At 56.4% G+C, this 21,616-nt stretch carries 17 protein-coding genes; 11 read left to right on the forward strand and 6 right to left on the reverse strand.

Annotated elements, in window-relative coordinates; genetic code table 11:
• The first annotated feature begins 26 nt into the window (after positions 1-26).
• The 8 genes from asnB to LAN61_03240 all read left to right on the forward strand — a co-directional run bounded on the left by asnB (position 27) and on the right by LAN61_03240 (position 11,083).
• Positions 27-1,988, forward strand: a complete 1,962-nt coding sequence (gene asnB, locus LAN61_03205) for an asparagine synthase (glutamine-hydrolyzing) (GenBank protein MBZ5539510.1) — start codon at positions 27-29, stop codon at positions 1,986-1,988.
• Between the two features lie 98 nt (positions 1,989-2,086).
• Entirely contained in the window at positions 2,087-3,316 is a 1,230-nt protein-coding gene (locus LAN61_03210) for a glycosyltransferase family 4 protein (protein MBZ5539511.1), read from the forward strand.
• A gap of 243 nt (positions 3,317-3,559) precedes the next feature.
• Positions 3,560-4,600, forward strand: coding sequence for a peptidoglycan bridge formation glycyltransferase FemA/FemB family protein (locus LAN61_03215; GenBank protein MBZ5539512.1), 1,041 nt, complete (start codon positions 3,560-3,562; stop codon positions 4,598-4,600).
• A 221-nt stretch (positions 4,601-4,821) separates the two neighbouring features.
• A complete protein-coding gene (locus LAN61_03220; protein ID MBZ5539513.1) occupies positions 4,822-6,177 on the forward strand; it encodes a hypothetical protein in 1,356 nt (451 codons plus the stop codon).
• Positions 6,178-6,428: 251 nt separating this feature from the next.
• Positions 6,429-7,922 carry a DUF362 domain-containing protein gene (locus LAN61_03225; GenBank protein ID MBZ5539514.1) on the forward strand — a complete coding sequence of 498 codons (1,494 nt, stop codon included), beginning with the start codon at positions 6,429-6,431 and terminating at the stop codon, positions 7,920-7,922.
• A 74-nt stretch (positions 7,923-7,996) separates the two neighbouring features.
• Positions 7,997-8,602, forward strand: a complete 606-nt coding sequence (locus LAN61_03230) for a GNAT family N-acetyltransferase (GenBank protein ID MBZ5539515.1) — start codon at positions 7,997-7,999, stop codon at positions 8,600-8,602.
• The gene (locus LAN61_03235; protein MBZ5539516.1) at positions 8,599-10,047 is read left to right on the forward strand and encodes a hypothetical protein; all 1,449 of its coding nucleotides are present in this window, start codon (positions 8,599-8,601) and stop codon (positions 10,045-10,047) included. The genes LAN61_03230 and LAN61_03235 overlap by 4 nt, the downstream gene beginning before the upstream one ends.
• A 10-nt stretch (positions 10,048-10,057) precedes the next feature.
• Positions 10,058-11,083, forward strand: coding sequence for a hypothetical protein (locus LAN61_03240; protein MBZ5539517.1), 1,026 nt, complete (start codon positions 10,058-10,060; stop codon positions 11,081-11,083).
• A gap of 12 nt (positions 11,084-11,095) precedes the next feature.
• Here LAN61_03240 and LAN61_03245 read toward each other — a convergent pair whose 3' ends face one another.
• Positions 11,096-11,539 (reverse strand): pyridoxamine 5'-phosphate oxidase family protein, encoded by a 444-nt coding sequence (locus tag LAN61_03245; protein MBZ5539518.1) that lies wholly within the window; start codon positions 11,537-11,539, stop codon positions 11,096-11,098.
• 121 nt (positions 11,540-11,660) lie between these two features.
• Here LAN61_03245 and LAN61_03250 point away from each other — a divergent pair, with 121 nt between their 5' ends.
• The 3 genes from LAN61_03250 (at position 11,661) to rfbB (ending at position 15,423) form a co-directional block, all read left to right on the forward strand.
• A complete protein-coding gene (locus LAN61_03250; protein ID MBZ5539519.1) occupies positions 11,661-13,241 on the forward strand; it encodes an amidase in 1,581 nt (526 codons plus the stop codon).
• Between the two features lie 353 nt (positions 13,242-13,594).
• A complete protein-coding gene (locus tag LAN61_03255; GenBank protein MBZ5539520.1) occupies positions 13,595-14,374 on the forward strand; it encodes an NTP transferase domain-containing protein in 780 nt (259 codons plus the stop codon).
• Entirely contained in the window at positions 14,371-15,423 is a 1,053-nt protein-coding gene (rfbB, locus tag LAN61_03260) for a dTDP-glucose 4,6-dehydratase (protein MBZ5539521.1), read from the forward strand. Before LAN61_03255 ends, rfbB begins: the two co-directional genes overlap by 4 nt.
• 214 nt (positions 15,424-15,637) lie before the next feature.
• Here rfbB and LAN61_03265 read toward each other — a convergent pair whose 3' ends face one another.
• From LAN61_03265 to LAN61_03285, 5 genes are all read right to left on the reverse strand, one after another.
• Positions 15,638-16,609, reverse strand: coding sequence for an AAA family ATPase (locus LAN61_03265; protein MBZ5539522.1), 972 nt, complete (start codon positions 16,607-16,609; stop codon positions 15,638-15,640).
• A 121-nt stretch (positions 16,610-16,730) separates the two neighbouring features.
• Positions 16,731-18,149, reverse strand: a complete 1,419-nt coding sequence (locus LAN61_03270; GenBank protein ID MBZ5539523.1) for a hypothetical protein — start codon at positions 18,147-18,149, stop codon at positions 16,731-16,733.
• A 9-nt stretch (positions 18,150-18,158) separates the two neighbouring features.
• The gene (locus LAN61_03275) at positions 18,159-18,788 is read right to left on the reverse strand and encodes a polysaccharide export protein (protein ID MBZ5539524.1); all 630 of its coding nucleotides are present in this window, start codon (positions 18,786-18,788) and stop codon (positions 18,159-18,161) included.
• A gap of 15 nt (positions 18,789-18,803) precedes the next feature.
• The gene (locus LAN61_03280; GenBank protein MBZ5539525.1) at positions 18,804-19,757 is read right to left on the reverse strand and encodes a sigma 54-interacting transcriptional regulator; all 954 of its coding nucleotides are present in this window, start codon (positions 19,755-19,757) and stop codon (positions 18,804-18,806) included.
• Positions 19,758-20,268: 511 nt separating this feature from the next.
• Entirely contained in the window at positions 20,269-20,892 is a 624-nt protein-coding gene (locus LAN61_03285; GenBank protein MBZ5539526.1) for a PEP-CTERM sorting domain-containing protein, read from the reverse strand.
• Between the last annotated feature and the right edge of the window lie 724 nt (positions 20,893-21,616).

The following is a 21,616-nucleotide window of genomic DNA, read 5'->3' on the forward strand; positions in this document are numbered from 1 at the left end:
GATCTCTCGGCGCATGTGAGGTGTTTGTGTGCGGCTTCTGCGGAAAATTGATGTTTGATCGTGGAGCGACTGTATCGCCGATTTTGCTGAAGACGATGGCGGATACTATTCGTCATCGAGGACCGGATGACGAAGGATTCTATTCCTCCGGGCCGATTGGTTTGGGCTTTCGTCGGCTTTCCATTATTGACTTGCAGACGGGTCACCAGCCGATTCCGAATGAAGATGGCAGTGTGTGGATAGTCTTTAACGGCGAAATCTACAATTATCAGGAACTCAGAAATGACTTGTTGTCGAAGGGTCATGTTTTCAAGACGCGGACAGATACTGAGGTAATCGTCCACCTCTACGAGGAGCTGGGTGAAGACTGCGTAAAGAAACTCCGAGGCATGTTTGCGATCGCGATCTGGGACGACCGCCAGAAGACCCTCTTTCTCGCAAGAGACCGTGTCGGAATTAAACCTCTTTATTACTGGCTGGGAAAAGACTCTCTGGTCTTTGCTTCGGAGATCAAGGCCATCTTGGCCGATCCAGAAGTAAAAGCGGAAGTCCAGCCCGCTTTGATCGACAGATTTTTGACTTTCTATTATGTTCCCGGCGAAGAAACATTGTTTCGAAATGTTTACAAACTGGCGCCGGGATCCAGCATGGTGGTCCGAAAAGGCGAACCACGCGTCCGGCAGTATTGGGATCTGGACTTTCAGCCGGCCGCTCAGGCCCGCGACCTGCGCCAAGCGCAGAAGCAATTGCTGGATCTGCTTGATGAAACCGTGCAATTGCACATGATCAGCGATGTGCCCGTAGGATTTCTCTTGAGCGGTGGCGTGGACTCTACTGCGATGCTCAGTTTCGCCACTGGAAAGACGAACCGCCCGATCAGTTCTTACACCGTCGGTTTTGCGGATCCGGGAATCATCGATGAACGCCCTTATGCCCGGCTGGCCGCCAAGAAGTTCGGCACGAGACATCATGAGATTTCGATATCAAGTAAGGAATTTACGGAGTTTTTGCCAAACTATATCTGGCACATGGAAGAGCCCGTCTGCGAACCACCCGCCATCGCCCTGTATTATGTTTCTCGACTGGCCCGCAACGACGTCAAAGTGCTGATCTCGGGGGAGGGCGGCGATGAAGCGTTCGCCGGGTACAGCAATTACCGAAACCTCGTCTGGTTGGAGCGAATCAAGCGCGCGTTCGGTCCGTTGCGGGAGCCTGCAGGCAAATGTCTGTTGGCGGTAAATCATTTGGTCCAGTCCAAGACGGTCGCAAAATTTGCGCCCTTAATGTGCATTCCCCTGGACAGTTATTACTACAGCCGTACATCTTCGCCGTTCAATTTTTTCAATCGCCGTACCCGAGATCTTTATTCAGCAGAGTTTGCCCATCAAGTGACAAAGGAGTGGTCTGTGGGTGCCGTTCGGAAGTATCTCGGACCCGAGGTGCCCCGAGGGACTTTGGAAAAGATGCTCTATGTGGATACGAAGACTTGGCTACCCGATGACCTGCTGCTGAAAGCGGACAAGATGACGATGGCCAACTCCGTGGAGCTCCGGGTGCCATTCCTTGATCACAAGGTTCTTGAATTTGCTGCGGCCCTTCCGAGTCGATACAAAATTCGAGGATGGACCACCAAATACGTGGCGAAGAAAGCTCTGGAGACTCGAGTGCCGAGAGCGATTCTAGAGCGCCGGAAGGCGGGTTTCCCGGTTCCATACGAATCCTGGCTCAGAACTGACTTGCGGGATTGGTTGCACGGCATCCTGCTTGATCGAGAGACTTTGGCCAGAGGCTATTTCGAGAAGAGGTGCATCGAAGATCTTATCTCGATCGATCTCCGCGATGGCGGGTACTCCAAAGAACTTTTCTCTCTTGCGGTGCTGGAGTTATGGCATCGCGTCTTCCTTGAAGGGACTAAAACTCACCTGTCCCCATCCGCATCGGCGCCGCCTTATCGTCTTGTGACTCAGAGCCGAAGCGAATCTACGTAACTTTTTTCGCGGGCCTACGATTGAACTGGTTTGATGCCCAAAAGCCCGAAACTACTTTCATACGGCTCTTGCCAAGCCGGAGAAAGGAAAGAGAGTACATGAGCCAAGAAAGCAATCGTGTTCGGGTGTTGTACAGTTTCCCGCACAAGCTGGGCGCGGACAGGATCTGTTACACAGCCTGGCAACAGGTGAATGGCATCGCTGCGGTCGGCGTGGATGTTCTAGTCTTTCCTGGCGCTCTCAGCAAACCTGTACCCCCCGGCGTGAGAGTCCGGCCAACGCTCGCCAGAGGAAAGGTGCGCATCCCCTATAAGATCCTTGGCAGCATGCGCGCTTTCGCCCTCCACGACTATATTGTGTCTCGTCGAATCGAGAAGCTGGTTGGGAAAATTGATATTGTTCACACGTGGCCGCTAGGGGCACTGCGAACGCTTAAGGCCGCCGCAAAGCTGGGGATTCCCAGCGTGCTCGAAAGGCCTAATGCGCATACGCGTTTTGCTTACGAGGTGGTGCAGAAGGAATGCGAGCGCATCGGAGTTCCTTTGCCGCCCGGCCATGAACACGCCTATAACGAGGAGATCCTGCGCATCGAGGAAGAGGAGTATCAGCTCGCCGATCGCCTTCTTTGCCCGTCTGATTTTGTCGCAAACATATTCATCGAACAGGGTTTCCCGCCGGAGAAGCTTGCGCGACATCAATACGGATTCGATGAGAAGATTTACCATGCGAACGGCAGGCCACGGGACCCAAACTGTGGGTTTACGATGTTGTTTGTTGGCGGGGTTGCACCAAGAAAGGGTTTGCACTACGCTCTCGAGGCCTGGCTGAAATCTCCCGCTCATCGGGAAGGCAGCTTTCTAATTGCGGGGGAGTTCATACCGGGATACGCGGAAAAGCTTTCTACGATGCTTTCTGACCCCAGCATCCACGTACTGGGACACCGCAATGATGTGGCCGATCTCATGCGGAAAAGCGATATCCTGATCCTGCCGACGATTGAGGAAGGAAGCGCTCTCGTGACGTCGGAGGCCCGGGGGAGTGGGTGCGTCCTGCTTGTCTCGCAAGCGGCCGGCGCCATCTGCAAGCATATGGAGAACGCGCTTGTCCATCGCGTCGGCGACGTTGAGGCGCTCACGCAACATATAACCGCTCTGTACGAGAATCGCGCGCTTTTAGAAAAGTTGCGCGTTGCATCTCTGAGTACCGTACACGAAATCACATGGTCCGCGGCTGGGATGAAGCTTTTGCAAGTATATCGCGAGGTCATCGCGGCCCACTCCAAACAGGCGCTTCCTGAAGGCCGCCAACTTCAGACACCTGTCTCTTGAAGAAATGGCGGAGCATCGATGTGTCGAGATTCATCGAGCCCGCACACTATCAGACAATGAGTTTTTTTGAGATGGATGATGCGGTCCCAGATCCTACGCGGGTGAACGTTATTCCTCAACAATGCGTCGGGTTACGGCGCTAGGCTCTGCACCATGATGTGCACATCTCATGGAGTGTCGTCTGACAAGCTGAAAGCAGTAGAATCCTGACCTTTGAGTCCCTGGACTGTTGATAATAGCTCCGTGACCATGCATCAAATTGATCCGATCAAAGATCCGCGATGGGAAGTGTTTCTGGAGCGCCATCCGTGCTCCTCGGTCTTCCATTCCGCTGCCTGGCTCGCGGCGTTGCATAAGACTTATGGCTACGAGCCGGTCGCATATACAACTACGAGGCCGGGCACGGAGTTAGAGAATGGACTTGTCTTTTGCCGAATCGACAGCTGGCTGACGGGACGGCGCTTGGTGTCGTTGCCATTTTCGGATCACTGCCATCCCCTGGTAGACAGGCAGGAAAATCTGGTCTCCCTACTGCAAGGCTTACAACGCATTCAGGTGGACGAAAGATTAAAGTGCATCGAGATCCGGCCGCTGGAAAGCTCGACTATCGAGTGGGGAAACTTTGCTGCAGCAGAATCAGTTTATCTCCACAAGGTGGATCTTCGTCCCAGCCTGGAACAGTTGTTCCGTAATTTGCATAAAGATTCGATACAAAGAAAAATCCGGCGCGCCGAACGGGAGGGATTGATCTGTGAGGAGGGGAGGTCGGAAGCCCTGCTCAGCAAATTTTATCGATTGATGTTGCTCACTCGCCGTCGGCACGAACTTCCTCCCGCTTCCCTCGATTGGTTCCGGAATCTGGGGGTTTGCATGGGCGAAAAGTTTACAATCCGCGTGGCTTGTAAGAATGAGAGACCGATTGCTGCGGTTCTCATCCTCTCGCATAAGAATACGGTCGTTTACAAGTACGGCTGTTCCGACGCCGAGTTCCATAATTTCGGGGGGATGCCTTTTCTGCTCTGGAAGACAATCGAAAACGCCAAAAAGGAAGGCGCTGAGGAGCTTGACCTGGGAAGGTCAGATATAGACAATTCCGGACTGGTCCAGTTTAAGGAACGGTTAGGGGCCTCTCGATCAACGCTGACTTATGTAAAGTTCCCGGCGAGCCGTGCACGAAGCACAAGTGCAGGCTGGAAGATGCAAATCGCTAAACTAGTTGTTTCCTATTTGCCAGACCGATGTCTTATCACGGCAGGAAGGTTGCTCTATCCCCATATTGGCTGAAAGCTAGGGGAGGCACCCCCGCCGTAAATGTGACGAAGCATTCAGATGCCGAAAACCAGTGCTCTAGGAAGAAGTTCACATCCTTAGTATGAGAAGAAGTTTGGCATTTCCATGTCCTATGCCGGGAGTATCGAAAGCCATCTACGAGATAATATGAGCCTTACAAGTTACATGGAAGTGGTACTTGCCTTGCATTCATAAAGCTATCCGCTAGGTAGGCTATGCTCAATCGAGCCCTTATCGATCGATACAAATGCGCCGAGAGCGTCGCCACTTTTGGCTTAGCGGGTGCGCTGTCCGAGGACACGGGGTTCTTTCGCTTCGGGCAAGAGGCAATCTGCTATGGTCAATCTGCTTCCGGATTCCGGAGCATTCATCCCGCCGAATCTCTCTATGATGCAGCGCAGGACGTAAAGGTCGATGGGTCTATTCTCAAGTTGCCGTTTGACCCGGCGAAGGTAATTGATAATCTGCGTTTGGAGCGATACGCAACGAACTCAAACCACACCGGGTCCCGGCGCATCGCCAAGAAAGTTGTGCGAAGCGCTTACTACGCCCTGCGCCCGCTTATGTCCGTCGCTGTCCGCAAGCATTTTCAGAGACTGTATTTGCGTGGCTGGCAGAAAAAATTCTTCCCCCGCTGGCCGGTGGACCGGTCTGTGGAAGAGATACTCGAGAGACTTCTCGTGAGTTCGATGAAGGCTCAGGGGATTAATGAGATTCCCTTTATCTGGTTCTGGCCTGAGGGAGCGCCCGGTTGCGTGTTGATGACGCATGACGTAGAGACGACAGCCGGCCGGGATTTCTGTTCCCGGTTGATGGACATTAACGATTCCTTCGGTGTAAAGGCATCATTTCAAATTGTCCCCGAGAAGCGGTACTCGGTGCCCGAAGAATTTCTTGCGGACATTCGCGAGCGGGGATTCGAAGTCGCTGTCCAAGATCTCAATCACGACGGATATCTCTATTCTGATCGGGATGAATTCTTGCGCCGGGCAAAACTGATCAATCAATACGGCAAAGAATTTAGAGCTCGGGGTTTTCGAGCTGCCGTGTTGTACCGCAATCTCGACTGGCTCCCTGCCTTGGATTTCAGTTATGAAATGTCCGTTCCAAATGTCGCTCATCTGGATCCGCAGCAGGGTGGATGTTGCACTGTGTTTCCTTACTTTATCGGCGATATCCTTGAGTTGCCGGTGACGACAACGCAGGATTACCCCCTGTTCTACATCCTCCGGCAGAATTGCCTCACTCTCTGGAAGACACAAGTTCGCCTCATCCTCGAAAAATACGGTCTCGTCAGTTTCATCGTTCACCCCGATTACATCATTGAGGAAAAGAATCAGCAAACATACAAGGATTTGCTCGGATATCTCTCTCAACTACGCCGGGAGGAAAACGTCTGGACCGCTCTTCCCCGGGAAATCGACAGCTGGTGGAGAGCAAGAGCCCAGATGAGACTCGTCTCGGAAGACGGAAAATGGCGCATCGAAGGGCCGCAGAAAGAGCGGGCGCGCGTCGCATACGCGCGGCTTGAGAATGACCGCCTTGTGTATCACAAAGAGGGAAAATCTTAGCAGGTACCGAGGAAATGGATGTAGCGGCGTCCTTTGTTGCGGCATGCCGAGGCCAAAGCCCGCGACGAATCCGCGATCACTGTTCTAAACTCGCGCGCGCGTTTTCACCTTTTCTCCGCAGATTATTCGAGCCCGCATGAGCTTCCTTTTAAGATTCCTTCCGAGTAATGATTCGGCACAGAACAGATATCTCGCGAGAGTTCTTTGTTTGTAGTTGTTAAGATAGATCCAAATACAACCACGGAGGCACGATGGGAACGGTGACTACATTGGGGACGATCGAATCTTTGCTGCAGGACAAGAGAGTCGCGGTTTCCTTCACAGGGCTCAAGGATTACCCCACGGAGCTCCCCTTCGATCCTCCCGAGAGGTACCCCGAGTATGCCTTGAAAGGTGTTGACCCCAACAACGAGGTCTACGCCTGGGTCCGGGAAACTCTTCATAGGGCAGGCCTGGACCAGAAGAACTTCGGAACTCCCAATTGGAATCCCCTCGGCGACATCGTCCAGCCGGGCATGAAGGTGTTGATCAAGCCCAACACCGTCTCGCACATGCATGAGGAAAACAAGGAATATTTTTCCGTCATCATCCACCCGTCCGTCATCCGGCCGATGCTTGATTATCTTTGTATTGCTCTGAAGAATCAGGGAAAGATCACCATCGGGGATTCTCAGGTGATCTTTGGGCATTTTGAAGAGGCCATGGCGGCATCCCGGATCGACAAACTTCTCGTTTGGTATCGCCAGCAAACCTCCATTCCTATCGAGTGCATCGACCTCCGCACGGTCCGTGGCGTGCGGACGTGGATGTACGGCAAGTGGGCGCGCAAGAAAGTTGGCCAGGATCCTCTGGGTTACCAGACCGTGGACTTGGGGAAGGAAAGTTTCTTCAAGGATATCGATCCCAAGCGGCTCCGGATCGCGATCGCCAGTTACAAAAAGATGTACGAGCATCATTCCGAGGGTCGCCACGAGTATGTGTTCCCCAAATCCGTGCTGGAAAGCGACGCGATCATAAACATCCCGAAGTTGAAAACCCATCGGCGCACGGCGATCACGCTGGCCTTGAAAAACTTCATGGGGCTGCCCGCCTCCAAGGACAGCCTTCCGCACTTTCGCACGGGTTCTGTCGAGGAAGGAGGCGACCAGTACATTTATCCCTCCTGGCGGAAGCGGGTCTGCCTTGTTTTGCACGACCAGATCCAGACGCGGTCTTGGGTTCCCGTAAAGTTCATGTTCGCGGTGATCAAGAAACTCATTTGGGACACGCACAAGGTGATTCCCTTCAAGGACGACGTTTACGAGGCGATGTGGTACGGGAACGACACGCTCTGGCGGACCCTGTTGGATATAAACCGGATTGTTTTCTACGCGGATAAGAACGGCAAGCTGCGCGATACTCCGCAGCGCAAGTATTTCTGTTTGATTGACGGAATTGTGGCCGGCGAAGGAAATGGCCCGCTCTCGCCCAACCCCTTGGCGCCGGGCGTTTTGATAGCCGGTTACAATTCGGCTGCCATCGATGCGGTCGCGACCTCACTCATGGGATTTGACATTGATAAGATTCCCCTCGTCAAAAAGGCGCTGGAGGATGGCGAGCAAAAGAGGCCGATCTTCCGCGGAAATCGCGAGCAGATTGAAGTGATCGAAGGCGGTCGGGTCCTCAGCTTGGCAGAAATGCAAAAATCCGCAAATCTGAAATTCGAGCCGCATCCAAACTGGAAAGGGCAAGTGGAACGCAAATAGCGAGAACCCCGCTTGTGCGGGCGGACAAATAAGTTATGCGCCTTTCTCTTTTCGTCCGGAAATTCCAGAGAAACGTGGAAGACTATGGCTGGCCGGTTACTCTCAGAAAGAGTCTGGGTTACCTCTTCCAGACATTTTATGCCCATCAGGTTTACCGCATCTATCGAATCGACCTCACGGAGCCGCGCCCTTCTGCGCTGTGCGATGAACAGGGCCTGTCTTTTAGGATTCTCGATCCGGACGATCATCAGGCCATCTCGCAGATTGAGAAGGTTCACGAATGGCTTCAGGGCGGATTGAAAGAAAGCATCCGGGCCGGCGCCTTGTGCCTGGTGGCCCTGCAGGGCGAGAAGGTGGCGGGGTTTAACTTGATTGGGTTCGGCGAAGTGTTTATGCCACTGGTCAATAAGAAGCGGACCTTTCGCAAGGGTGATGCCTGGTCCGAACAGATTGCGGTGATGAAAGACTTCCGGCAATTGGGTCTCGGTTCTCAGCTCCGCTACAGGATTTTTGAGGAGCTTGGCAGCCGGGGGGTCAAGCGCCTTTATGGCGGCGCTCTCACTTCCAACGTCGGCTCGCTCAAATTGGCAAGAAAAGTGGGCTTCCGGGAAATCATCGATATTCATTACTTCCGAATACTGGGACGTGACATTTGGCGGTATAAGAAGGTGCAGCAGTGAGCTTTCTGGAGCACTTCAATGATTTCGTTGTCGGAAACATTACCTTTCCTTTGACGAACTACACGCTGAACAGAAGGGGGGTCCTGCGTCATTTCCACGAATTGAAAAAGTCCGAACGCTACCCGCAAGAACAATTGCAGGAGATGCAGCTCAGAAAGTTTAGAGAGCTGGTAAGGTATGCGGGTAAGCAGTGCCCATTCTACGCTGCCCGGTTCAAGGCAGCCGGGCTCCTGCCGGACGATATCAGGACACTGGAAGACGTCAAGAAGATCCCTCCCCTGACCCGCAAAGATGTGATGGATCACTGCCGCGAGCTTCTGGACACTCGCTACTGGCCCTCCATCCCCTTCGCGGATCGATCCACGCGAGGCCCCGGCCAGCCGGCGTCGTTTGCAAGGTTTCGCAAGCACAAGCTTGTGAAGAATACTTCGTCGGGTTCCACCGGTGCCCCAGTCACCTTTTACGAGGATGGAGCGATCACGGGCCGGAATTGGGCTTTGGAACTGAGATTGAAGGATTGGTTTGGCCATAAGCCCGGCGTGCGGGAGGCACGACTGGTCAGGATTTCAACGGATTACCTTCCAAACAGCAAGACCCTGTCGGCGAGAAAGCGCCTTTGGCACCAGTTGATTCTACCCGGGGTGAATCTGACGAATCCGGATTACGCGCTCTCCGTCGAGAAAATCAAGGAATTTCGGCCCAAGGTTCTCTGGGGATTCACTTCCGCGTTGACCGGGTTGGCCGATTACATTCGGCGGTCGAACCAAGACATGGCCTCTTGGCGCCCGGAACTTGCCATATCCTGGGCCGCTCCCCTCTACGAGCATGAAAAGGCTCTTCTCTCCAGCGTCTTTCATTGCGCGCAGACGAATATCTATGGCAGCCGCGAGGTGGGGCACATCGCTTTTTTCTGCCCCGAGGGCAGCTTGCACATCAACCAGGAAGATCTCCTCGTCGAGAGTCAACGGGATAACGGGGAAAGCGCCCCTGAACACCCCGGAGAAATTATCGTTACTACTCTCGATAGATCCCCCATGCCTTTCATCCGCTATCGGATGGGCGATATCGGCGAGGTGGCCCCCGGGAATTGCGCCTGTGGCCGGTCCTTGCTGGTCATCAAGAACTTCCTGGGACGAACCGGCGAAGTCTTTTACACCAGGGACGGCCGCATGATTTCCCCGAATTTCTGGATGCGCACGTTCATGGTTGGACGCCAAAGCCAGACGATCGAAAGATGGCAGGTCGTTTATCGCAAGGATCGCAGCATTCATTTGCGAATCGTGCCGCGTCCGAATTTCACCCCGGAGACAGAGGCCGATATCCGGCGCCATCTGGAAAAAAACCTTTCGACAGCAACACCCGTCGATTTTGAATATGTTTCAAAGATCGAAAAGCATTCCTCCGGGAAAGAGATGCTGATTATTAACGAAAGCAATCAACCTTAGGGGACACCCGATGCGCGTGGATATTCTCGAGGAAAGCAGGAAGGCGGATTGGGATCGCTTTGTCGACACGAACCCAAACGTGATTGCCTGGCATAGCTACTATTATTCATCCGTGCTCAAGAAGATGTATAACCTGCCCTTTTATCCGCTTGCCGCGTATGACGGCTCTGCGCTCTGCGGGATCTTGCCCCTGTACCTCAGTGATACCTTTCGCCGCGGCAGAATCCTGATGTCCGTTCCCTATTTCGTGGCCGGGGGCATTGTGGCCATGAACCAAGAGGCGGAGCAGTTGCTGCTCAAGAGGGCGATCGAATTGGGAAAGGAAACCAGCGCCGCCCACATCGCCCTGCGGCAATACAAGATCAAAATCCAGGGCGAACTTTTGACCGATGACAGCTATTACAATCGCGAGCTGGCGCTTACCGAAGACCTCGCCCAGATCTGGAAGAGCATCAGCGATACGAACAGATCCAAGGTGGAGGAAGCGAAGAAACACAGCACGGTCCTGGAATATCCTTCCTCGGATCTCGACACCTTTTACAAACTTCTCCTCCACGACCAGCATGGACAGGGCCTGCCCTGCGTCAGCCGGCGCTGGGTCGAGCTTCTCCTCGGAACCGGAACCTATCAAATCGCTCTCTTGAGGCAACAAGGGACCCTGGTTGCGGCCACTCTGGCGAAGTGCTTCAAAGACACGGTTTCCTTCCCCCTGACCTGCCTGCCCAGGCATGACGAGCAAGGCGAGCTCTTTGCCTATGATCTTTACTGGAAGCTGATTACGAATCTGGCGGGCGAGGGAGTTCACATCTTTCATTCCGGGCGGATTCCACAGGGGGATGTGGCTCCCTCTTACCGTCTGGGCTGGGGCGGCACAAAATGTACCTACTACTATCAATCCCCCGGTGTCGCTAAGTCCCAGGCGCAGCAGACAAACACGCGCGGGGCGAAGAGGTCCCTGTTCGAATCAGTATGGAAGAAAACTCCTCTGAGTCTGGCAAAAACGCTCGGCCCTGTGATCGTCAAGCAGTTCCCGTAGACCGGCCGGAGGCTAGGGTGCCGGGTCCGTTACTGCTGCCAGCGGGTTGGGCTCATCCGGCTGCACGCGGATGGCGACTCGCCTGCCCATCAGGGTTTGCCGGATGATCCGCGGTGTGACACTCAGAACCATCTTGAACGGATGAGTCTTCCAGTAAGCCCGGTACACGCGCCAGACTTCGCGCTTTTCTTCGAGAATCGTGGCCGTTCCGGCAATCACCGGACCTTCGGCGCTCCCGAGATGGCAGAGCACGCGCGGATTGCGGCGCACGCGCGCTACTTTGTGCGTATCCGACGGTGTGATGAATTCAATGCAGCCGGCGGTTACAATGGACCACACCTCCGTCGTCCTCAGTTCGCCGGAGGCCTTGTACGAGCCGAACCAGACCATGTATTGCTTTAGGGCGCGTTCGATATCGGGTGTCATGACGGACGGGTTCACGAAGATGAACGCCATCTTAGGTGTTTGCAGGAGGCCTTGGCAAGGAAGCGCAGCTGCCTGGCTCGCTGAATAGCCTTGCAGGGTTTGGGCCGCTCACCCGCTTTGCGCGCCCGGTTACAGAACCCGGAAACTCCCCATGACTCCTCCTTCCTCCCCATCCGCTGAAATCATCTCGTGGAGCGCTGCGGAAATCGCCAGGCTCGTGGCCTCCGGCGCACTTTCAGTGCGCGATGTGGTGGACGCGCACATCCGGCGCATCGAAGCAGTCAATCCGAGTCTGAACGCCGTCGTTGTCCCGTTGTTCGAATCGGCCAGGGCTGAAGCGGCGGCTCTCGATTCTGCGCGGGCCCGCGGCGCGCTGACTGGCCCGCTCTGCGGTGTGCCGCTGACCGTGAAGGAAGCGTTCGAGGTTGCGGGCACTCCCAGCACCATGGGGCTGACCGAACGTGCTGCGCACTGCGCCTCGGCCGACGGCATTCTCGTGGCCAGGCTCCGCCAGGCGGGCGCCGTCCTGCTTGGCAAGACCAACGTGCCCTTGCTCATGAAGGGTAATGAGACCTCCAACCCGCTCTACGGCCGCTCCAATAATCCCTGGAACCTGGACAGAACGCCTGGAGGCTCCTCCGGCGGGGAAGCCGCTATTCTGGCTGCCGGCGGTTCGGCCCTGGGGCTCGGCTCCGATTATGGCGGCAGTCTGCGCCTGCCGGCCCATGCCTGCGGCATTCATGCTTTGAAGCCGACCTCCGGACGGTTCACAATGCGCGGTTACGCGCGCTTCCGTTTCGGCCAGGAAGCGATCCTGCCGCAGCCCGGTCCGTTGGCCCGAAGCGTCGAGGATCTGATTCTAGCCATGCGCATTCTGGGAGCACCGGGGCAGGAGGCTGTCGACGAAAGCATTCCTCCCGTGGCGCTCGGCGACCCGGCGGCCGTAGATATGAAGAGGCTCCGCGTGGGCTTCTACACGGACAATGGCATTCTGACTCCGGCGCCCGCTCTGCGGCGTGCCGTGCTCGAAGCGGCCAGCGCTCTGCAGGAGCGCGGTGCCGAAGTCGAGCCCTGGCAGCCTCCGGATACCGCCGAGGCCTGGGAAATCCAGCTCCGTCTGATCTGTGCGGACGGCATGGCCAGCTACAGGAAGGCCATGGGCGGAAGCCAGTGGAATCCGGCCCTTCGCCGGAGCTTGCGCGCCGCCGCTCTGCCGGGATTTGTTCGCGATGCAATCCGCGTATCACTCCGGCTCGCCGGACAGCATCATTACGCCGAGCGCCTGCGCCGCAGGGGCGGCATCTCGGTCGAAGAATATTTTCAGCTTGTCGAGCAGCGCTCGAATTACCGCAGAAGGTTTCTCTCCTCTCTGGACGCCGGGCGATTCGATGCGCTCTTATGCCCCCCGGATGCGCTGCCCGCCGGGCTCCACGGGAAGAGCTTCTTGGTGGGTGATGGGCAGAGCTACGCCGGCCTGTACAATCTGCTCGGTCTGCCGGCCGGCGTGGTCAGCACGACGAGGGTTCGCCCGGGAGAGGAATCCGATCGGCCGGCGACTCGGGATGTCGCGCGGCGCACCGCCCGCGAGGTGGAGAAAGGCAGCGCCGGACTGCCCGTTGGCATCCAGGTCGTGGCCCGGCACTGGCGGGAGGACCTCGTTCTGGCTCTCATGGCCGCCCTGGAAGACCATTTCCGGCGCCTTCCGGACTACCCTGCCAGACCACCCATTTGATTTGACCAACTTATGTCTAGCCCCTGCCTTCAGGAGCTCCTCGGAACTCTGTGTTTATGGGAGAGGGCAGGGAAGGGCCGGGCCAAATTGGTCAATGCTTTTCCACTTTTTCCAAAGGTGATTCCCTCTTGCGGGTCTAAACGCAGTGTTGTATCTAAGTTATTTAAATACAGGTAGATACAGAAGCTTCCAGCTTCTGGACCGGATTCATTGTGGCGAGACAATTGCTCCCTTCCGGGCTGTTAACGTTCGCGCTGGCCTCTTCTGAAATTTTGCTTCTAGGCCATCTGTTCGCGAATAGACTATTTTGATTCCGTAAGATTCGTGGTATTCGCTAGTCATAGGAGACACCCATGAAAGGCGTTGTACTCGCAGGGGGTTTGGGCAGTCGCTTGAATCCGCTCACCAAGGTGACCAACAAGCATCTGCTCCCCATCTATGACAAGCCTATGATCTATTACCCCATTCAGACTCTCGTCAATGCCGGCATCCAGGACATCCTGGTGGTGACCGGCGGCAAGAACGCCGGGGAATTCCTGCGCTTACTGGGGAATGGCAAGGATTTCGGTCTCAAGCACGTGAACTACACCTACCAGGAAGGCGAGGGCGGGATCGCCCACGCGCTGGGCCTGGCCGAGTTTTTTGCGGATGGCGAGCCCATCTGCGTCATCCTCGGCGACAACATCATCGAAACCAACGTTTGTCATGCCGCGGATGCTTTCCGCAAGCAGGGCAGAGGCGCGAAGATCATCCTCAAGCAGGTCACCGATGCGGACCGCTTCGGCGTCGCGGAGATCCAGGGTGACCGCATTATCGGCATTGAAGAGAAGCCTAAGGCGCCGAAATCCGATCTGGCGGTGATTGGAATTTATTTCTACGACGCCACCGTTTTCGAAAAGATCCGCCGCCTGAAGCCCTCCGGCCGCGGCGAGCTCGAAATCACCGACGTGAACAATTTCTATATCGAGGAAGGCACGCTCAGCTACGACAAGCTGGATGGCTGGTGGACTGACGCCGGAACGTTTGAGTCGCTCCTCCGGGCGAACAATCTGGTGGCCGAAACCGGCGCGAACAAGATGACCGGAAACACCGTGCCCACCGTGCCCGTCAAGGTTTGGGAAAAAGCGCGATGAATCTCTTCGTCACCGGTGGCGCCGGCTTTATCGGCTCGAACTTCATCCGCTACGTTCTTTCCCTCAATCAGGGCCATCGTATCGTCAATTACGACAAGCTCACCTACGCCGGAAACCTCGCAAACCTCGCCACCATTGCCGGGAATCCGGATTACCGCTTCGTCAAAGGGGATATCTGCGATACCGCCGCGGTCGAGGCGGCCATGGCTGGCTGCGACGCCGTAGTCCATTTCGCCGCCGAATCTCATGTGGACCGCAGCATCTACGAACCGGCTCCGGTCATTGAAACCAATGTCACCGGAACCTTCATCCTCCTCCAGGTAGCGCGCAAAATTCAGATCGCCCGCTTCCTCCATGTTTCCACGGATGAAGTCTACGGCGACATGGCTCCCGGCGCCTTTGCCGATGAGAATTCGCCTTTGCAGCCCAGCAGTCCGTATTCCGCCTCCAAAGCGGCCTCGGATCTCCTGGTTCGCTCCTATGCGCGCACCTATGCCTTCCCCGGCATCATCACCCGCGCTTCCAACAATTACGGCCCCTTTCAATTCCCGGAAAAATTCCTCCCCCTGATGATTACCAATGCCCTGGATGGCAAGCCCCTCCCGATCTATGGCGATGGAAAGCAGCAGCGCGATTGGCTGCACGTCGAAGATCATTGCCGGGGCATTCTGGCGGTTCTCGAGCGTGGCCGCATCGGCGAGGTCTACAACATCGGTGGCCTCGACATCGAAGAGAACCTGACCATGGCACGGCGCCTGCTGCGCGTCATGGGCCAGCCGGAAAGCCTGCTCACCTATGTGAAAGACCGTCCCGGCCACGACCGCCGCTACGCCCTGGACTGCAGGAAAATCGAAGCCGAACTCGGCTGGAAAGCCTCCGTCTCGCTCGAGGAAGGCCTGCGCCAGACGATTGCCTGGTACCGCAACAACGGCGAATGGCTCGCCGGCGTGCGTGGCGGCGAATACCGCTCCTACTACGCCAAGTATTACGAAAATCGCGACTCTTCTCTCCACGCCCTTGCGCAGTTAAAATCCGCGCGGGAACTGTGATCTCGGAAGACCTGAGTTTCTCCGGGGCCTTTTGAAAAGACACGGTTCTTGGCTGGGCCGGAGCCTTCCTGGCCCGGTCTGGAAGACAAAATTGCTCGTTGGATTGCCCCGGAACTTCCCCCAAGACCCGCAGGCCCTCAGGAAGGACTGAGGTAAGGGACGATACCTCGGCCCTCTAGATAAGCGCCCATTCGCTGCGCCGGGATGGTCGCGCTTATTCTTTTTCGCGCGTGGTTGCCGGTGCCGGGTGGGAAGAAGCGATGCGGAACTTCGAGAGCACTTCGCCAAGGTTTTGCAGGAATTCTTCGGAATTGTAAATGTCGTTGGCGTGGTCGGCGCGCGTTCCACCCGCCGGCGCGATCGGCGCAACCTCGTCAAGCTGGAAGTCGCGCGCGACGTCGTCCACGATCTTTGCTTCGATCGTTCGCTGCTGGTCGACGTACGCACTGATCAGCGCGTGCTCGCAGAGCAGATTCACTACGCGTGGAATTCCCATGGAATAGTGGTGGATGGTTTCAATCGCCTGCGGGCTGAAGATGGCTTCGCCATCGGCCGCGGCCCCCGCGATGCGCAGTCGCTCTTGGATGTAGTTGCCCGTCTCTTCTTTCGTAAGCGGGGCGGTCTTGCAGCGCAGCGTGATGCGCTGCCGCAATTGCCGCAATTGCGGCAGTTTCAGCCGCTCTTCCAGCTCCGGCTGCCCGGACAGTACGATCTGCAAAAGCTTTTCCGTCGAGGTCTCCAGGTTGGTCAGAAGGCGAATTTCTTCCAGCACCGGATGCGTCAGGTTTTGCGCTTCGTCGATGATCAGAACTACCGTCTCGCCCGCGCGGTAGCGTTCCAGCAGCCAATGGTTCAGTTTCATCAGCTGCTGGCTCTTGGACTGCGATTCACAGGGGATATCGAATTCCGCAAGGATGAAATCGAGCAGCTGGTCCGTGTTCATCTGCGAATTGAACAGGAACGCCGTACGCGAGCGCTGTTGGTGCAGCCAGTCGAGCAGCCGGTTCACCAGCGTCGTCTTGCCCGTGCCGACCTCGCCGGTAAGGGTAATGAACCCTTTGCGCGTCTCAATGCCGTACATCAGCCCCGTCAGCGCTTCTTCTATCTCCTTCGTGAGGAAGAGGAAACGCGGATCCGGGTTGACGTTGAAAGGGTTTTCTTTTAGCTTGAAAAAAGTCTTGTACATGGTCTCCGAACTCGTACTGCCGCTCCTGCGCTATTCTACCTGAAGCACAACAGCCCTCCACCTGTAAACGCCGCTCCCGTTCGGCATCGCATCCCGGAGATGTTCAGGGGGCAATTGCGGTCTAGCGGATCACGAACGGCCGCGTGTGCCACTGAAATCCCAGCGAGATCTGGTGCTGCGTGAAGCTGGTGCTGCAATTTCCCGCTGCGCAGACAGGCAATTGCGAAACCTGGATCCGGGCTGTATATCCGAAGGACAGGCTGGCATTCCGGCCCAGGGGCCGGCTAAGCCCGGCGCCAGCGAACCACGTGTCATAACCCTGCCCATTGGCGGTTACCAGAGCGTGGTTGCGCGCATATCCGAAGTTGCCTTGCATCTGCCACTCCCTGCTGATCTGGCGGTTGGCATCCAGGCCCACGCGATCCGTGCTCGACCCGATCAGCGCGCCGCCCCCGTTGCTCACGCCGTGGTCATAACTCAGCGACAGGCCGCCGCGCTTGAAACCGTAGGAGAGGGAAGCCCCTCCCGACACGGAAAGCGTGTCGCTGATATTGCCGATCGGAATGCGGAAGGTGGTCAACTCCGGACCGCCGGACACTTGCAGTGCCAGGCGCCCCGTAATCTTGCGGCCGTAGACGAAGTGGAACGAGTGATCGCCAAGGGCCTGCGGAAAACCCGCGAAGTGATAGGCGCTGAACCGGTACACTCCACCGAGCTGGTCCTCACTCGTCAGCGCGTAGTCATAACCCACATTCCCGTTCACATTGTCGCTCTCGATATTCCCGGCTTCCACAAAACGCAGAATCCCATAGGAACCTGCAACCGTGAGCGTTCCGCGCCGGCTGAGCGCATAGCTGGCCTGCGTCGCAAAGGCGTTGCTGTAGCGCGGGCCCGCCGATGTCAGGATGCTTTGGTTGGGCACATAGCTATTCTGTAACCCGGGCAGGGAGCCGCCGAGAGAGCCTCCGATTCCCGGAATGCTGAGATTCGCGGCTCCCCCAAAACCGAACTGCGCTTCCGGCAAATAGGAGAATTGGTCCAGGAACAGCACTTGCCATCTTTGCCGCTGGAATACCTGCACCAATCCAAGCTGGTGAAAATAGCCGTTGCCCTGGGCGCTGTTCGTGGAAAAAAGTCCGCCGCCCGAATAGTTCATCGACAACTGGGCATGGCTCCAGGCTTCCAATAGGCTGAGGTTCCCGGCCACATAACTATTTGCAGTCCAGTCCCCGGAGCTGGCTTGATTGAGCGCAAAATTCTGCGTCGTATTCCCGTACTGCAAGCCAGGCACCCAGTAGCTGTGCCGGAACTGCGCAGAGCCCAGCGTTGGAGTTTGCACTCCGGTCAACGGGCGATTGTCCGGCTGCAGTTCGTTGGCGGGGGTCTGCTCGGCATCGTCCTGGCCCATGCCAATCAGCAGCGGGGCCTTCGCGGCGGGTTTCGGCTGCGTCTCGTCTTCCTGCGCGCGCGCGCGCGGCGCCCCCAGAGCCAGTGCCGCGAGCACCGCCAATCCTGACAGCAATGCTTTCGAATGTTTCATGGCCACCCTCTACGGCACGACGATTATGTCGCCGGACTGCAGCATGATGTTCTGCTCCGGTTTGCGGCCCTTCACCACTTCCTTGTAGTTGAAGGGGATCTTCTCCTGTTTCCCGTTCACCGTGCGCAGCACATAGATATCTTTGATCCTGGCAAATTGCGTGAAGCCGCCGGCGCTCGACAGCGCCTGCAATACGGTCATATCTGGCAACAGTGGTAACGCCCCCGACCGCAATACTTCCCCGTTGATGTACACCCGCCGGCTGTTGATCTCCGATACGCCCACAGTCACCTGCGGGTTGGTGATGAACTTTTTCAGCCCCTCGCTGATCACGCTGGCAAGCTGCGTCGGCGTCAGCCCTGCGGCCTGCACGTCATTCAGCAGCGGCAAAGAAATCTTTCCGTCCGGCCGCACCGGAACGGTGCGCGAAATCTCCGGCTCCTTCCACACGTCGATGCGCAGTACGTCTTGCGGGCCAATTTTGTAAAGGGCCTCAGTCCCGGTCGCCGCTTCGGCGCTGGCCGTTTTTCCGCCCGCTTCTGTCTTCGTTGCCGCGGCCTCCGGCTTGTCCGGTTTTTGCGCCTGCCCAGCCGCGAAGATCAGCCACAGCCCCATGAGAAGACTGCTTGTCAGACTCATCTTTCCTTCTCCCTGTTACTCGTCGCTCGTTGTGCCCTGCACGCCGATCAGCTTGATTTTGTAGAGCAGCGATTTGTAGCTGATCTGCAGTTCCTGCGCTGCTCGCTTGCGGTTCCAGTGCGTGCGCTCCAGCGCCTGCAGAATCAACTCCCGCTCCGCCCGCCGCGAAGCCTCCCGCGAGGCCGCTTTCAAGGAAAACAGGGGCGCCCCGTCGTTCGTTTTGCCGGCCTTCCGGGGAGCTGTGCGCAGATCGTCCAGCGCCACGCCGGCATCTCCGATGGCCACGATCTTCTTCGCCACATTTTCGATCTCGCGGATGTTCCCCGGCCAATCGTGGGCGGTCAGTAATTCCAGTGCCTCCGGGCCCAGGACTGGCGGGTCGCGCTTCAATTCGCCGGAGTATTTAGTCAGAAAATACTGTACCAGCGCCGGAATATCCTCTTTCCGCTCGCGCACCGGCGGCAGCCGCAGGTGCACCCCATTGATCCGGAAATACAACTCCCTCCGAAAACGCCCCTTCTCGATCTCCTCTTCCAGATTCCGCGAGGTGGTGGAAATCACGCGTGCCGTCACCTCGTTCTCGCCACTCTTCTCCGCGCCATCGGGGAGCAGAGAAAGCAGCAGGCGCTGGCAGGCCGGATCCAGTTCCTCCACGCCGTCCAGGAGCAGTGTCCCGCCCTCCGGAGCGCCATTCACGAGCTGTGTTCCTTCCTGAATTTGCCGCAGCAAACGCCCCGGCTCCAGAGTCGCGCAGTTCAGTTTTCTCAGCGGCCTTTGCCCAGCGCCAGAGAGCCGGTGAATCAGTCGGGCATAGACCTCTTTGCCCGTGCCGCTCTCTCCTTGCAGCAGAACGGGGATTTCCGTACGCGCAATCACGGCAACCACGGCATTCAGGGCTTGCATGGCGGCACTCTGGCCGTAAACCATATCGGCCAGCGGTTCGAGAATGTGGCTCGTTGGTGTGCTCATGCGTCTCTGGCTAGCATCTTCCCCCGGTCCTTGGACCAGCTCAGCCGATGCTCTGGACACGCTACCGGCAAAGGTAGGGGAGCAAGTTCGCTACCAGAGAACAAAGATATGGATACTCTGCAATCTGCCACTAACTAATTGCAAATAAATAAGTTAACATTTCCTGATCCTCTCCCAGTCAATTTCCGGATGTTACTGGAGTCCCCATTTTCTTCCACCAAGTGGCAAACTATTTACCCTACCCATCGCTGCTACGCTGCCTTTCTCGATATCAGATTCTCGCTATCCAAATATCTTGCAGAAAATAAATGGCTTAGGCAAATTCTTAAGAACATGCCACTGGTCATTCTTGCAATTGACTGAGGGACCACACAAGACGTTCTATGCCTGACAGACCCTTGAAGGGAACAGGTCGGAGGAATTGGAGCCGGAAAAACCAACCCCTCTCTCAATTCGGAGCGGGGTTCTTGAAAGTCATGGTGCGGTGTGCTAAATCGCTTATTTCGTTGGTCTAGAGACGCAAACGCGCAAGACCTGCCAGGGCCAGCAACCCAGCGCCAAGCAGGGTCAACGAAGCGGGCTCAGGAACCGCGGTCGTCTGGGAGACGATGAGGCCATCGAAACTCCCGTTGGCGTTCGGACCGTACTCCGCCCCAATGTGAACGCTGCCATCGGCAGCGATCAATGAGGGGTCGATTGCATCGAAGGTCCAAGTCCAAGTGTAGACCCCATTCTGCGCGATAAGGAGTGAGGTCAAGGGTGACGCCGAAGCGCAGACAAAAGCTCCGGAATTAACACCGCAAGTCCCGCCAGAACTCAAACTGCCAGTAGTGGCTGTCCAACCGGTCGAAGGAAAGGCCGTCAGAGACAACCCAGTGATGTTTCCGCTGGATGTGAAGCCGAGGTCCACGGCCGTGATGTAATCGTTGGATGACGTCGGCACCCCGTTGATTGTAATGGTCAGGCTCGCCGAGGTGGTCGTTATGTCAAAGGCATACGTCGCACCCGGACAGTTCCCGCCACCGCCACAATCCGTCAAGATCAAGGTACCTACTGTATCCGCCATGGCCGGCGCTGTGCAAAAGAGGACCATAATAGTGAGGCCCAGTACTGCCAAGACCTTCCGAATCATCATACGATCCCCCTGCTTCTATCTGAACGTACACCAAGATATGCGAACGTAATTACTGCAATCAGTGGGCCATCAAAGCCGATAAACCTCCCATCGAGAGATCCTCGTAAATCCTTTATCATCAATTGCCTATAGGTAGATGATAAATCGGAAAAAAGGTTCGTGATCTTCCCTCGGAAGGTGGAAGAAAATTTGTGCACATTTCGGGATTTTCTCTATCGTTTCTGTACATTCTCTGCATACCAACTTCGCTGATTTCAGGATAACCACCCAAGGCCAGACTTGGCGCCGCTTCCGAAACGGCGATCCGGATTATCCCCAACGACATCGTTTCCGGAGGGCTGCAGCCTGCGCTTACTGGACATGGACTCGATCGGCCTTTATGGTTTACGCGTTTCCAGTTTTCTGGAGACGCGCAGATCCATTCGCGCGGATTTTGCCCTTGTTCATGCCGGATAACTTCTAATCTACTGAGCGAATACACCCATTTTTTCCCCGGGCGCTTTCCCTGCTATAGTGAATGTTCGTTGACCGCTCTGCGGTCACAGTTGGAGTTGACCGCTTTACGGTCGCAATTGCCTTAGCAACGCCGGCACGGCCGCTTTCCGGGCGGTGCCCCAGCCTCGAGGAGAGAGACGCACTCCATGGCCACGGACCGCAAACCCGAATTCTTCAAGGGCGCGCAGTTGAATGTCGGCATCATCGGCTGCGGCTATGTGGGTCTGCC

The sequence above is a fragment of the Terriglobia bacterium genome (genome assembly GCA_020072785.1).
Lineage (GTDB): Bacteria > Acidobacteriota > Terriglobia > Acidiferrales > UBA7541 > Acidiferrum.

Bases quoted from the DNA above. Each gene is read 5' to 3' on its own strand.
- LAN61_03255 (MBZ5539520.1), top strand. From the start codon at position 13,595: ATGAAAGGCGTTGTACTCGCAGGGGGTTTGGGCAGTCGCTTGAATCCG.
- rfbB (MBZ5539521.1), top strand. From the start codon at position 14,371: ATGAATCTCTTCGTCACCGGTGGCGCCGGCTTTATCGGCTCGAACTTC.
- LAN61_03265 (MBZ5539522.1), bottom strand. From the start codon at position 16,609: ATGTACAAGACTTTTTTCAAGCTAAAAGAAAACCCTTTCAACGTCAAC.
- LAN61_03280 (MBZ5539525.1), bottom strand. From the start codon at position 19,757: ATGAGCACACCAACGAGCCACATTCTCGAACCGCTGGCCGATATGGTT.
- LAN61_03210 (MBZ5539511.1), top strand. From the start codon at position 2,087: ATGAGCCAAGAAAGCAATCGTGTTCGGGTGTTGTACAGTTTCCCGCAC.
- LAN61_03240 (MBZ5539517.1), top strand. From the start codon at position 10,058: ATGCGCGTGGATATTCTCGAGGAAAGCAGGAAGGCGGATTGGGATCGC.
- LAN61_03220 (MBZ5539513.1), top strand. From the start codon at position 4,822: ATGCTCAATCGAGCCCTTATCGATCGATACAAATGCGCCGAGAGCGTC.
- LAN61_03285 (MBZ5539526.1), bottom strand. From the start codon at position 20,892: ATGATGATTCGGAAGGTCTTGGCAGTACTGGGCCTCACTATTATGGTC.
- LAN61_03250 (MBZ5539519.1), top strand. From the start codon at position 11,661: ATGACTCCTCCTTCCTCCCCATCCGCTGAAATCATCTCGTGGAGCGCT.
- LAN61_03270 (MBZ5539523.1), bottom strand. From the start codon at position 18,149: ATGAAACATTCGAAAGCATTGCTGTCAGGATTGGCGGTGCTCGCGGCA.
- LAN61_03245 (MBZ5539518.1), bottom strand. From the start codon at position 11,539: ATGGCGTTCATCTTCGTGAACCCGTCCGTCATGACACCCGATATCGAA.
- LAN61_03225 (MBZ5539514.1), top strand. From the start codon at position 6,429: ATGGGAACGGTGACTACATTGGGGACGATCGAATCTTTGCTGCAGGAC.
- LAN61_03275 (MBZ5539524.1), bottom strand. From the start codon at position 18,788: ATGAGTCTGACAAGCAGTCTTCTCATGGGGCTGTGGCTGATCTTCGCG.